We start from the raw sequence: 12,102 nt of genomic DNA on the forward strand, positions 1-12,102 counted from the left end.
TCTTCGAATGGATCGACCATATCATATAACCAAATGGGTTCTTGTAGGAAAGCGGTTTTTACCGCGCGTACGCGATCTACGCGTACGTGGATTAGTGATGGTATTACGTCATATCATTGGGAGAGTGACCATGCGCCAAGCGTTCCGTCCCGCCGCTACCCCGATCCCCGAGCCGATCGCGACGCTGAACATCACGCCGTTGATCGACGTCCTGCTCGTGCTGCTGGTGATGATGATCCTGACCCTGCCGACCGTGCTGCACAAGGTGCCGATCGAGCTGCCGCAGGATGCGCCCGACGCTTACGTCCCGCGCAATGTGCACCGGCTGGAGCTGACGCGCGCCGGCGGCGTGACGCTGGACGGCGCGGCGGTGGCCGACGCCGCGCTGCCCGCGCTGCCCGCGCGGCTGGCGGCGGCGAAGGCGGACCCCGATGCGCTGCTGGTGATGCGCACCGACCCGGAGGCGCGCTACGAACGCTTCGACCAGACGCTGGCGGTGGTGAAGCGCGCGGGGATCACGCGGCTGGGGTTTGCGGGGAATGGGCCGTTGGCAAAGTAAACTAGCCTTTTACGCTGTTGCAATATGGATGGGTCGCTTGGCAATTTTCGTCCCCGCCAGTGCCTCCATCTTCCTTTCTGATAATGTGATCATAAGATATTGATTTAGTCGGATCTAGATAACCCTCGCAGAGCGGGCGCCGTAATGCTTGACGAAGTGCGTCCCTTAAAAAAGCTGAACTTTTTGCGTCATCACTAAAATCAGCGCCTGGCTTGCTTTGGATAGAATAAAGCCGGCTTTGTAATCCCAAATGTGCTGCAATATTGTCGGGTGTGATCGTGGATTTTCCTTCGCGGACGGTTTCAACGATATAATCGATGACCCGTTTACCTCCTTCTGCGCGCTTTTTACTAGCGGTCGCCGATATCAGCAGCGTTATGATTGTCTTGTGTTCAATCAGCGCTTCCTCAATCAAGCGCCTTTTGGGTGTAGCAAATATTTTGAACCAATCGCGATCGTTGTTGTTTAACTTTTCGGCGACAAGCGAGAACATGCCCATCATTAATGGGGGGTAGTGACGACCTTTTGACGTGTAAAAATACACAAATGGATGAAGGCCCAAGCTACGCGACTGATTGCCAATCAGATTTGACGTAGTCTTCTCAAGTCGTGATAGAAGGCTTAACGTCTCAGATCCGTCGGGGTCATCCTGGTAGCTTTCAATGGGGCGTGAGCTCGGATCAACGATTTCCGATAGGCTAATTAATAGGTCCAAAGCATCAGTAACCGACGCGGCTCCTCCAACGGGGAGGTCGATAGATTTAATCGGTGTATTTATTTCGGGTGAAAACAGCGACCTATGAATAGATGCTGATTTTGTCTCGATCGTTTTCTGAACCTCTGGGGAATATTTCGACCAATATTGATGCCCCGTGGCGGCCCTGACTACAGAGCGTGCGGCGACAGCGGGTGCCTTGCGTCGATTGCGTAAGATCCGTTCTTCAACGGGATCATGTATCGAGCCCTGCGTGTTGATTTTGAAAAAAGAGGACTCGGCCTTGTCGGCATCACCGTATATCCACTGAACTTGGATGCCACGCCGGATAAAATTCCCTACGCGAGCCGAAACTTTTGGGTCGGTTACTTCGCGTCCATTGGAAATTTGATCGGTGAAATGGCTAAACAAGCCGATTCGTGTTTCCACTTCGTTGCGGGCTTTCCGAGCCAAAGCTCGTTGGCCTTCAGGAATGATTCCCCCAAAATACTGATATGATAGCGGTCCGTCTCCATAATCGTTGAGGACCCAGGAAAGTAGCGCACTGAGTCTGTGCGCGCCGTCAATTACAAATATGTGGGACTTGGGCCCCCACAAAATAACCGCGGGAATCAGTTCGCCATCAAGAAAGCTCTCGATCAGCGTGACCATTTGATTTGCGGTCCACTGCGTAGTTTCACGCTGGAAGTCGGGCTTCCGAAGAACCTTTGGAAGCCATGCTCCGGCCCCTGCTAAATCCTTCAGGGCTATTTCAGCAAAATTATTGGCCTGAACGTGATCGCTATCCGACTTTGAGGCAAAGTCGGATAGCGATCATGGCGTCAAGGTTTATATTCTTTGCCATTTCTCACTCCGCTGCAACTCCAGCTTGCGAGAACATGTCACCGCTGTCCAGTCCCAAATCTTCATTCGCCGGCTTGGCGCCTTTGGCCTTCTGGCGCTTGTCGAAGCTGTCCCAGACGTCGTTCCACTGGCCCTTGGTCGCGGCCTTCGAATATTCGGTCGCGCGGGTTTCGAAGAAGTTGGCGTGCTCGACGCCGTTCAGCATCGGTGCGAGCCACGGCAGCGGGTGTTCGTCGATCATGTAGATCGGCTTGAGGCCGAGTTGCCCCATCCGCCAGTCGGCGATGAAGCGGATGTATTTCTTGATCTCCTTGGCGGTCATGCCGTTGACCGGGCCCATTTCAAAGGCGAGGTCGATGAAATTGTCCTCGAGCCGGATCGTCGTCTGGCACACGTCGGCAATGTCGTCCTTCACCGCCTTGGTCAGGCACTGGCGTTCCTTGACGAAGGTGTGGAACATCTTGATGATGCCCTCGCAATGCAAGCTTTCGTCGCGGATCGACCAGGTGACGATCTGGCCCATGCCCTTCATCTTGTTGAAGCGCGGGAAGTTCATCAGCATCGCGAAGCTGGCGAACAGCTGAACGCCTTCGGTGAAGCCGCCGAACATGGCGAGCGTGCGCGCGATGTCTTCATCGCTGTCGACGCCGAAGTTTTGCATGTAATCATGCTTTTCCTTCATCTCGGCATATTCGAGGAAGGCGCCATATTCGCTTTCGGGCATGCCGATCGTGTCGAGCAGATGGCTGTAGGCGGCGATGTGGACCGTCTCCATGTTGCTGAACGCGGTCAGCATCATCTTGATCTCGGTCGGCTTGAACACGCGGCCGTATTTCTCGTGGTAGCAATCCTGCACCTCGACGTCGGCCTGTGTGAAGAAGCGGAAGATTTGCGTCAGCAGGTTGCGCTCGTGATCGGTCAGCTTCTGCGCCCAGTCGCGGCAATCCTCGCCCAGCGGCACTTCCTCGGGGAGCCAGTGGAGCTGCTGCTGACGCTTCCAGAATTCGAACGCCCAGGGGTATTCGAACGGCTTGTACTGCTTGGAGGCTTGGAGGAGGGACATGGCGGTGCCTTTCGGATTCAAACGAGATGGAGGACGAGCAGCGCGGCGCTGCTGAAAAGGGCGAGGAGCGCGACGGGCAGCCGGGCGCGCAGGCTCCAGCGGGCGGCGGGACGGAGGAGGGCGGCAACGAGGCCGAGCAACGATGCGGCCTGGACCGCGGTGAGCAGGCGGACCGCAGGGCTCATCCCGCGACGCTCCACCGCTGCATCGACCCGGCGCCGGCGGCGAGCATCACGCCCGCGGCGAGCGCCATGATCCCGGTCATGCGCAGCACATAGGCGCGCGCCGCGCCGCCGGGGCGCAGCAGCAGCAACAGGCAGCCCGCGCCGACGAGCAGCAGCAGCGCCGCGACCGCATACATGATGGCGACCTGGCGGATCATGCATCCATTCCCCGCGACGCTCGTTCCGCGTCCGACCCCGTTGAAGGAGAATCAGCATGCACGATCATAGCAACATCAAGGAACATATGAAGGTCATCGGCGCCGACGGCGTGCATGTCGGCACCGTCGACCATGTCGATGGCGAGCGCATCAAGCTGACCAAGACCGACTCGCCGTCGACGCAGGACGGGCAGGGCGCCAAGCATCATTACCTGCCCGCCGGGCTGGTCGCGGAGATCGAGGGCGACACCGTGCGCCTGTCGGCGACCGCGCAGAACGCGCAGGACATGTTCGAAGAGGCGTGAAGTGCCTTCTCCCTCTCCCGTCGGGAGAGGGAGGGAGCCGCCGAAAGGCGGCGAAAGGGTGAGGGGGCCGTCCATCACGGGCGGCCCTTTTGCTTGTGCGCCACGCGCGCGTCGATGCTTGCCACGACGCCGCCGAGGTTCGTCATCACATCGGCATTGGCGAAGCGGATCACGTCATAGCCCTCGGTATTGAGGAAGCGGGTGCGGAGTGCGTCCCGGTTTTGTCGCAACGCATGGTCGTCGCCGTCCACTTCGACGATCAGCCGCGCGGCGTGCGAGCAGAAATCGGCATGATAGGGGCCGAACGGGACTTGTCGGCGGAACTTTGCGTCCGGGAAAGCCTCGCGGAGGGCGCGCCACAGACGGCGTTCGGGTTCACCGGCACTCTGGCAAAGTGCACGCGAGAGCGTGGCAACCGTCGCGGGGAGTTGCTGGCGCTTGGTCAGGCCTTGCGCATTGCCCCTCACCCTTCCCACGGCCTGCGGCCGCGGGCCCCTTCCCTCTCCCACAAGGGGAGAGGGAGGGAGCGCCGGAGGCGCGGAAGGGTGAGGGGGGCGTGGCATGCCGTGACCTTCCCGTCAGGCGATCAGCGGACTCCTGTCCTCACTGGCAGGCCAGACACTCGTCATAATCCGTCGTCTCGCCGAGTTCGAACTTCGGCTTTTCGATCGTGTTGTCCGCCTCGACGCCGCCGCTCCCAGCAAAGCCCGCGCGCTGCACCGACTTGGAGCGCAGGTAGTAGAGCGACTTGATGCCCAGTTCCCACGCGCGGAAGTGGAGCATCAGCAGGTCCCACTTCTCGACGTCGGCGGGGATGAACAGGTTGAGCGACTGTGCCTGGTCGATATAGGGCGTGCGGTCGCCGGCGAGTTCGAGCAGCCAGCGCTGGTCGATCTCGAAACTGGTCTTGTAGCAGTCCTTTTCCTCCTGGCTGAGGAAGTCGAGGTGCTGGACCGAGCCGCCGTGTTCGAGGATCGAATTCCACACCGCGTCGCTGTTCTTGGATTTCTCCTTGAGCAGCTTTTCGAGATACGGGTTCTTGACCGAGAAACTGCCCGACAGCGTCTTGTGCGTATAGATGTTCGCCGGGATCGGCTCGATACACGCGCTGGTGCCGCCGCAGATGATGGAAATCGACGCGGTCGGCGCGATCGCCATCTTGCAGGAAAAGCGCTCCATCACGCCCATGTCGGCGGCGTCGGGGCAGGGCCCGCGCTCGACGGCGAGCTGCATCGAGGCTTCGTTCACCTGTGCGTTGATGTGCTTGAAGATGCGCAGGTTCCACGACTTGGCCATCGCGCCCTCGAACGGCAGGCCGCGCGCCTGGAGGAAGCTGTGGAAGCCCATGACGCCGAGGCCGACCGAGCGTTCGCGCCCGGCGGAATAGGCGGCGCGTTCCATGCCGGGTTCGTGGCGGTCGATGTAATCCTGCAGCACGTTGTCGAGGAAGCGCATCACGTCCTCGATGAAGACCTTGTCGTCCTTCCACTCGTCCCACGTCTCGAGGTTGAGGCTCGACAGGCAGCAGACCGCGGTGCGGTCGTTGCCCAGGTGGTCGCGCCCGGTCGGCAGCGTGATTTCGGAGCAGAGGTTCGAGGTCGAGACCTTGAGGCCGAGGTCGCGGTGATGCTTCGGCATCGCCTTGTTCACGTGATCGGCGAAGACGATGTACGGCTCGCCGGTGGCGAGGCGGGTTTCGACCAGCTTCTGGAACAGCGCGCGCGCATCGACCGTCGCGCGGACGGACTGGTCCTTCGGGCTGAGCAGGTGCCATTCGGCGCCGTCGCGCACCGCCTCCATGAAGGCGTCGGTGAGCAGCACGCCGTGGTGGAGGTTCAAGGCCTTGCGGTTGAAGTCGCCCGAGGGTTTGCGGATTTCGAGGAATTCCTCGATCTCCGGGTGGCTGATGTCGAGGTAGCAGGCGGCCGACCCGCGGCGCAGGCTACCCTGGCTGATCGCGAGGGTGAGCGAATCCATCACGCGGACGAACGGGATGATGCCGCTGGTCTTGCCGTTGAGGCCGACCGGCTCGCCGATCCCGCGCACGTTGCCCCAATAGGTGCCGATGCCGCCGCCGCGGCTGGCGAGCCACACGTTCTCGTTCCAGGTGTCGACGATACCGTTGAGGCTGTCGGGCACCGAATTGAGGTAGCAGCTGATCGGCAGGCCGCGCCCCGTGCCGCCGTTCGACAGCACCGGCGTCGCGGGCATGAACCACAAGCGGCTGATATAATCGTAGATGCGCTGCGCATGCGCGGCATCGTCGGCATAGGCGCTAGCGACGCGGACGAACAGGTCCTGGAAGCTTTCGCCGGGCAGGAGATAGCGGTCCTTCAGCGTTTCCTTGCCGAAATCGGTGAGTAGCGCGTCGCGGCCATGGTCGACGTCGAGCGCATAGGGCTGCGCGATCGCGCGGCTGCCCGTGTCCGCCTTGGCGGCGTCGGGCTTTGCGGCATCGGCCTTAGTCGGCGCGTCGTCCTGCGCGGGGGCGAGGGCAAGCATATCGGTCATCGTTGCGTCCTGCGTATCCCTGAAATCCATCGCCAAAACCGCTCCTTCGTCCCATCATCGCGTCCACCGCCGGGCAGGCGCCACGCGTCGTCAAGCGGGCGGTGCCGATCGGCGAACATACCGTGCACCACCTGGCCCGTTCGGGAGAGCAAGCGGAATCGCGACACCCTATATAGGGTGCATCCGATACCAGTGCTTGGGTTCTCCCCCGATACCAACCCCAACAAATTGTGGCAAAGCGCGGCGGGAGGCAAGGGGTTAATCGCGTGCCAGCCATCCGGTTCCCCCGGTTTGCGGGGGCGTCCTGTCGGGCTCAATCACGCGACGCGTGGACTTCTGCGGGTTTCGCAAAGTGCAAGCGAAGAAGGCGCGCGCGAAAATTTTTTCGACGCCGGCCGATCCGTCCGACCCGGTCGAAACCGGGCGGAAATCCGATATCCGTCAGGCGGTGCGGCGGAGCGCGCGGGCAGGCTGGGGCGCGAGCCGCGAGAGGTCGAATTCGCAGCCGAAGGTAAGCCCGGCGCGCCCGTCGCGCGCCCAGGCGATGCGGGCGGGCACCAGTTCGTTCTCGACGAGTTCGATGCTCACCGCCATCCCTACCGCCTCGCCGGCGATCGACAGGCCTTCGACCATCGCCCCCATCGGCGAGATGTCGCGGATGCGCACGTCACCGCTCGCGGTGCCGGCGATGACGCGTGCGGTGCGCAGCATCCTGGTGCGCGGACGACGGCTGATCTTGTACCCAGACGGGGTGATCGCGCCGCCGCCGAGCTGGTCGATGACGAGCGCATCGCGTACGGGCGGGCCGTAGACGAAGCCCTGGATATGGCTGACGCCGAGCGCGCGGACCAGCGCGATCTCGTCCTGCACCTCCACCCCTTCGGCGGTGGTTTCCATGCCCAGCGTGTCGGCGAGCGTGACGATCGCCTTGATGATCGCGGCGTTGCGGCTGGCGGGTTGCGCGGCGCCGCGGACGAACGACTGGTCGATCTTGATCTTGTCGAACGGCGCGTTGCGCAGATAGCCGAGGCTGGAATAGCCGGTGCCGAAATCGTCGAGGCTGAGACGGACGCCGAGGCCCTTCAGCGCGTTGAACATGTCATCGGACGAATCGTTGAGAAACGCGCTTTCGGTGATTTCCAGCTCGAGCCGGTGCGGCGCGAGCGTGGAATGGGCGAGCGCGCTGGCGACGATCGCGGGCAGGCTGGGGCTGGCGAACTGGATCGGCGAGACGTTGACCGCGACGCGCACTGCGCGGGGCCAGCGGGCGGCGGCATCGCAGGCGGTGCGCAATACCCATTCGCCGATCGGCGCGATCAGCCCCGATTCCTCTGCGACCGGAATGAAGGTGGCGGGCGAGATCAGCCCCTGCGTCGGATGGTTCCAGCGCAGCAGCGCCTCGTAGCCGACGATGCGTTCGTCGCTGGTCGATACCAGCGGCTGGTAGACGAGGTGGAACTGCCCCTCCGCCAGCGCCGCGCGCAGATCGTCTTCCAGTTGCTTGCGGGTCCGTGCGCCCGCCAGCATCGCTTCGGTGAAGAAGCGGTGGACGCCGCGCCCGTCGGCCTTGGCGGCATAGAGCGCAAGGTCGGCGTTGCGGATCAGTTCCTCCGAATCCTCGCCGTGATCGGGCGCGATGGCGATGCCGATCGAACAGCCGATCGACACCGACGTGCCGCTGATGAAATAGGGTTGCGACAGCGAGGCGATGAGATCGTGCGCGAGCGCGGACAGCGCCTCGCGCTTGTCGAGGCCGGGCAGCAGCACCTGGAATTCGTCGCCGCCGAGCCGGCCGACCAGCCCGGCCTCGCCGACGCCGCGCTGCAGCCGTTGGGCGACCTGGACGAGCAGCGCGTCGCCCGCCTGATGGCCGAGCGTGTCGTTGACCGTCTTGAACCGGTCGAGGTCCATGAGAAATAGCGCGGCAGGGCGATAGGGGCCACCGCCCTGCTGCTGCAGCGTCTTGTCGAGGCTGTGGCGCATGCGCTGGCGGTTGGCGAGGCCGGTGAGGCTGTCGAACAGGGCGAGGCGGTTGATCTCCGCCTCCGACCGGCGCTGTTCGGTGAGATCGCTGCCCGATCCGATGAACCCCTGGAACCGGCCGAGATGGTCGATCAGCGGACGACCGGAGATCGACCACCAGCGTTTGTCGCCATCGGCGCGGTCGCCCTGGCGCACGGCGCGGACGGTATAGTCGGCGAACGAGGTGCGCGACGACAGGTGGAAGGCGAGCGTGCGTTCGGTCCCCGGCGCGGCGCTGTCCATCTGGAACAGGTCGGTGAGCAGCTGGCCGAGCGGCGCGTGGCCACCCGCGGCGAGATCGCTCGCGACCTTTTCCGACAGATAGGTGAGGCGGCCGTAGCGATCCGTCTGCCAGAACCAGCCGGTGCCATGCGCCTCGAATTCGCCGATCATGCGCGCGGCGGACTGACCCGCCTCGCGCTCGCGGATCGCGGCGCGGGCGCCGGCGACCTCGATTCCCGCGATGCGCAGCACCGCAAAGGTGAGGCCGACGAGGAACAGCGCGGCGACCAACGTCGGCAGCCATTGCTGCGACACGACGCCGAGCGTGACGACGAGGCCGGCAAGGAAGGCGAGGCTGGCGACGCGGACGGCATGGAACGCGAGCGCCGTCGCGATCAGCGCGGCGATCAGCGCGACGAAGGCGGCATCCTGCACCATCGCGGTGGCGATGGCGGCCGCGGACCATAACGAGGCGGTCAGCATCGCCGCGACGCACGCGGCGCACGCGGCGAGCGCACGGTTGCGCTGGTGGATCGGCCAGCGGTGCGTATCGGCGTGGCAGACCACGAACCACGATCCGCCGGATGCGAGCAGCATCACCGCCACCTCGATCGCGGCGATCACGGCGGATGCCGCCTGCCGCGCGATCAGCGTCGCGCCGATGGCCAGCAGCCCGGCGACCGCCTGCGTCGCCAACGCATAGGGCCAGGCGATGCCGACGCCGCGCAGCCGCGAGGCGTGCTGGTTGGCGATCGGATCCTCATGCACGTCGACCAGACCGAGCAGGTGCCAGACCTGCGGCGCCTTTTCCACGTCGCGATCCGTCCGGGGCAGAAAAGCTCTCATATTGAAGCTTCTATGGTGAAGTCGTTTCCGAAGCGTTGCGCGCCGAACGTCAATTCGGCGTTAACCACCGGCGCTTTCGCCGGTACCGGTCGCGCGGCGACGGGTCTTGGATTGGGGCGAGCGCGCGCTTAAGGCTGCGCGGGTCCAAAGGAGCCCCCACGCCGTGTCCACCGTCACCATCCGCCCCGACGACCTGATCGAAAGCGTCGCCGACGCACTGCAGTTCATCAGTTACTATCATCCGATGGATTACATCCGCGCGCTCGGCGAGGCCTATGCCGTCGAGCAGAGCCCGGCGGCGAAGGACGCGATGGCGCAGATCCTGACCAACAGCCGGATGTGTGCGGAGGGACACCGGCCGATCTGCCAGGATACGGGCATCGTCACCGTCTTCGTCAAATGGGGGCAGGATTGCCGGCTGGAGGGCGAGCGTTCGTTGCAGGAGGTCGTCGACGAAGGCGTGCGGCGGGCGTATCTGCATCCCGAGAACAAGCTGCGTGCCTCGATCCTCGCCGATCCCGCCTTCACGCGCCGCAACACGCGCGACAATACGCCGTCGGTGCTTCACGTCGAGATGGTGCCGGGGGCGCACGTGCATGTCGACGTCGCCGCCAAGGGCGGGGGCAGCGAGAACAAGACCAAGTTCAAGATGATGAACCCCAGCGATTCGATCGTCGACTGGGTGCTCGAGATGCTGCCGCAGATGGGCGCGGGCTGGTGTCCGCCGGGGATGCTCGGCATCGGCATCGGCGGCACCGCGGAAAAGGCGATGGTGCTGGCCAAGGAATCGCTGATGGGCCAGATCGACATGGCTCAGCTGAAGGCGCGCGGGCCGAAGAACGACCTGGAGGCGCTGCGCATCGAGCTGTTCGACAAGGTCAACGCGCTCGGTATCGGCGCGCAAGGGCTGGGCGGGCTGTCGACGATCCTCGACGTCAAGATCCTCGACTGGCCGACACATGCCGCCTCCAAGCCCGTCGCGATGATCCCGAACTGCGCCGCGACGCGCCACGCGCATTTCACGCTCGACGGCAGCGGGCCGGTGTTCCTGGAAGCGCCGAGCCTGGACGAATGGCCCAAGGTCGACTGGCAGCCCGACAGCGCGGCGATCCGCGTGGACCTCGACACGCTGACGCCCGAGGTGGTGCAGACGTGGAAGCACGGCGACCGGCTGCTCCTCAACGGCAAGATGCTGACCGGGCGCGACGCCGCGCACAAGCGCATCGCCGACATGCTGGCCCGGGGCGAGCCGCTGCCGGTCGAGTTTGCCGGCCGCGTGATCTATTATGTCGGCCCGGTCGATCCGGTCGGCGAGGAAGTCGTCGGCCCCGCCGGCCCCACGACCGCGACGCGGATGGACAAGTTCACGCGCATGATGCTGGAACAGGGCCTGCTCGCGATGGTCGGCAAGGCGGAGCGGGGCCCTGCTGCGACCGAGGCGATCCGCGACCACAAGTCCGCCTATCTGATGGCGGTGGGCGGCGCCGCCTATCTGGTCGCGCGTGCGATCAAGGGCAGCAAGGTCGTCGGCTTCGCGGACCTGGGGATGGAGGCGATCTACGAGTTCGAGGTGAAGGATTTCCCCGTCACCGTCGCGGTCGATGCCGAGGGGCAGAACGTCCACCAGCTCGCGCCGCTCGTCTGGCGCGAGAAGATCGCGCGCGAAGGACTGCTCCAGCCCGCCTGAGCGGCGGTCTGGTGGCATCCGTCTGGAACGGCACGGCAGCGCGCGTTTCGCGGCGGAGTGAAACGCTTTCGGTACGGTTCCGGACATAATTTTAACCGGACCGCAACCCCGCCCGACCATCCTTCCGGCCGTATCGCCAACGGCGATGCGCGAGGGGTAACGATCGGGAAGGGCCACCATGCTTAGCCGCGCCACGCTGTCCGCCGAGCATGACGAACTGCTGGGGCTTGGCGAAGAGCTCGTCGCCTGCATCGCTGAGACGGTGCCCGATCATGCGGCGGTCGCGCGGCTGCGCTGGGCGATGACGCGCAAGCTGCTGGCGCATCTGGCGAAAGAGGACACGCTTCTCTATCCGCGGCTGAAGGCCAGCCGCGATCCGCGCGCCGCGGCGATGGCGACGCGCTTCGCCGACGAGATGGGCGATCTGGCGGAGAAATACCGCGCCTATATCGCGGACTGGCCCGCCGAGCGCATCGACGCGGACTGGCGCCAATTCGGTGCCGAGACGCGGCGTATCCTGCAAGCGCTGCGCCAGCGGATCGCCCGCGAGGAGACGATGCTTTACGCATTGCTCCCCGCCAGTCCACCCGCGGTCGGCCGCGGCGCGGGCTGACGCGAAGCCGCGTCGTCCTGCCAGCGGATCGTCCAACTGACGTAGACGGTGGGCGAGGCGGCGGTTCGGTCGATCCGATATGCACGGGGCATCGCGTCGGACAGCGCGCTGCGCGCGAACTCGTTATAGGCAGCAAAAGCCGCGCTAGGTCAGCCACGCGTCACGCGAAAAGGGCGAGTTGAGGAACAGCAGCCTGCTCATCAGCATCGCATTGGGGATGATGGTGCCGTGGTCCCCGGCACCGGTCATCGCCATGGCGGGAATGGCAAGGACGAAGACGAGGCCCAGGGTCAATAGCGTCGCGGGCGCCGCTTCATCTCGTTCGCCTGCCATT

The 12,102-nt window shown here is 64.1% G+C and carries 12 protein-coding genes; 4 read left to right on the top strand and 8 right to left on the bottom strand.

What is annotated here, in order from left to right; all coding sequences use genetic code 11:
- The first annotated feature begins 130 nt into the window (after positions 1-130).
- Positions 131-559, top strand: a complete 429-nt coding sequence (locus tag DM480_RS10380; RefSeq protein ID WP_115378802.1) for a biopolymer transporter ExbD — start codon at positions 131-133, stop codon at positions 557-559.
- A 1-nt stretch (position 560) separates the two neighbouring features.
- Here DM480_RS10380 and DM480_RS10385 read toward each other — a convergent pair whose 3' ends face one another.
- From DM480_RS10385 to DM480_RS10395, 4 genes are all read right to left on the bottom strand, one after another.
- On the bottom strand, positions 561-2,024 hold the full coding sequence (locus DM480_RS10385) for an HNH endonuclease family protein (protein ID WP_157968815.1): 1,464 nt from the start codon (positions 2,022-2,024) through the stop codon (positions 561-563).
- A 97-nt stretch (positions 2,025-2,121) separates the two neighbouring features.
- A complete protein-coding gene (locus tag DM480_RS10390; protein WP_115378806.1) occupies positions 2,122-3,180 on the bottom strand; it encodes a ribonucleotide-diphosphate reductase subunit beta in 1,059 nt (352 codons plus the stop codon).
- Positions 3,181-3,197: 17 nt separating this feature from the next.
- Entirely contained in the window at positions 3,198-3,365 is a 168-nt protein-coding gene (locus DM480_RS18090) for a hypothetical protein (protein ID WP_157968786.1), read from the bottom strand.
- A complete protein-coding gene (locus tag DM480_RS10395) occupies positions 3,362-3,562 on the bottom strand; it encodes a hypothetical protein (RefSeq protein ID WP_115378807.1) in 201 nt (66 codons plus the stop codon). Before DM480_RS10395 ends, DM480_RS18090 begins: the two co-directional genes overlap by 4 nt.
- 56 nt (positions 3,563-3,618) lie before the next feature.
- Here DM480_RS10395 and DM480_RS10400 point away from each other — a divergent pair, with 56 nt between their 5' ends.
- A complete protein-coding gene (locus DM480_RS10400; protein ID WP_115378809.1) occupies positions 3,619-3,867 on the top strand; it encodes a DUF2171 domain-containing protein in 249 nt (82 codons plus the stop codon).
- 74 nt (positions 3,868-3,941) lie between these two features.
- On the opposite strand, the gene DM480_RS10405 is transcribed toward DM480_RS10400, so the two are convergent.
- The 3 genes from DM480_RS10405 to DM480_RS10415 all read right to left on the bottom strand — a co-directional run bounded on the left by DM480_RS10405 (position 3,942) and on the right by DM480_RS10415 (position 9,468).
- Positions 3,942-4,334: an endonuclease domain-containing protein gene (locus DM480_RS10405; RefSeq protein WP_115378811.1), complete on the bottom strand. Its 393-nt coding sequence runs from the start codon at positions 4,332-4,334 to the stop codon at positions 3,942-3,944.
- A 136-nt stretch (positions 4,335-4,470) separates the two neighbouring features.
- A complete protein-coding gene (locus DM480_RS10410; RefSeq protein ID WP_115378813.1) occupies positions 4,471-6,408 on the bottom strand; it encodes a ribonucleoside-diphosphate reductase subunit alpha in 1,938 nt (645 codons plus the stop codon).
- Between the two features lie 411 nt (positions 6,409-6,819).
- Positions 6,820-9,468 carry an EAL domain-containing protein gene (locus DM480_RS10415; RefSeq protein ID WP_115378816.1) on the bottom strand — a complete coding sequence of 883 codons (2,649 nt, stop codon included), beginning with the start codon at positions 9,466-9,468 and terminating at the stop codon, positions 6,820-6,822.
- A 163-nt stretch (positions 9,469-9,631) separates the two neighbouring features.
- Here DM480_RS10415 and DM480_RS10420 point away from each other — a divergent pair, with 163 nt between their 5' ends.
- Positions 9,632-11,155, top strand: coding sequence for a fumarate hydratase (locus DM480_RS10420; RefSeq protein ID WP_115378818.1), 1,524 nt, complete (start codon positions 9,632-9,634; stop codon positions 11,153-11,155).
- Between the two features lie 178 nt (positions 11,156-11,333).
- The gene (locus DM480_RS10425) at positions 11,334-11,768 is read left to right on the top strand and encodes a hemerythrin domain-containing protein (RefSeq protein ID WP_232833957.1); all 435 of its coding nucleotides are present in this window, start codon (positions 11,334-11,336) and stop codon (positions 11,766-11,768) included.
- Between the two features lie 144 nt (positions 11,769-11,912).
- On the opposite strand, the gene DM480_RS10430 is transcribed toward DM480_RS10425, so the two are convergent.
- The gene (locus DM480_RS10430; RefSeq protein WP_115378820.1) at positions 11,913-12,101 is read right to left on the bottom strand and encodes a hypothetical protein; all 189 of its coding nucleotides are present in this window, start codon (positions 12,099-12,101) and stop codon (positions 11,913-11,915) included.
- Position 12,102: the final 1 nt, after the last annotated feature.

This window comes from Sphingomonas sp. FARSPH, assembly GCF_003355005.1.
GTDB lineage: Bacteria > Pseudomonadota > Alphaproteobacteria > Sphingomonadales > Sphingomonadaceae > Sphingomonas.

Coding starts and splice junctions, on each gene's coding strand:
- DM480_RS10380 (WP_115378802.1), top strand. CDS start 131: ATGCGCCAAGCGTTCCGTCCCGCCGCTACCCCGATCCCCGAGCCGATC.
- DM480_RS10390 (WP_115378806.1), bottom strand. CDS start 3,180: ATGTCCCTCCTCCAAGCCTCCAAGCAGTACAAGCCGTTCGAATACCCC.
- DM480_RS18090 (WP_157968786.1), bottom strand. CDS start 3,365: ATGAGCCCTGCGGTCCGCCTGCTCACCGCGGTCCAGGCCGCATCGTTG.
- DM480_RS10395 (WP_115378807.1), bottom strand. CDS start 3,562: ATGATCCGCCAGGTCGCCATCATGTATGCGGTCGCGGCGCTGCTGCTG.
- DM480_RS10400 (WP_115378809.1), top strand. CDS start 3,619: ATGCACGATCATAGCAACATCAAGGAACATATGAAGGTCATCGGCGCC.
- DM480_RS10410 (WP_115378813.1), bottom strand. CDS start 6,408: ATGGATTTCAGGGATACGCAGGACGCAACGATGACCGATATGCTTGCC.
- DM480_RS10415 (WP_115378816.1), bottom strand. CDS start 9,468: ATGAGAGCTTTTCTGCCCCGGACGGATCGCGACGTGGAAAAGGCGCCG.
- DM480_RS10425 (WP_232833957.1), top strand. CDS start 11,334: ATGCTTAGCCGCGCCACGCTGTCCGCCGAGCATGACGAACTGCTGGGG.
- DM480_RS10430 (WP_115378820.1), bottom strand. CDS start 12,101: ATGGCAGGCGAACGAGATGAAGCGGCGCCCGCGACGCTATTGACCCTG.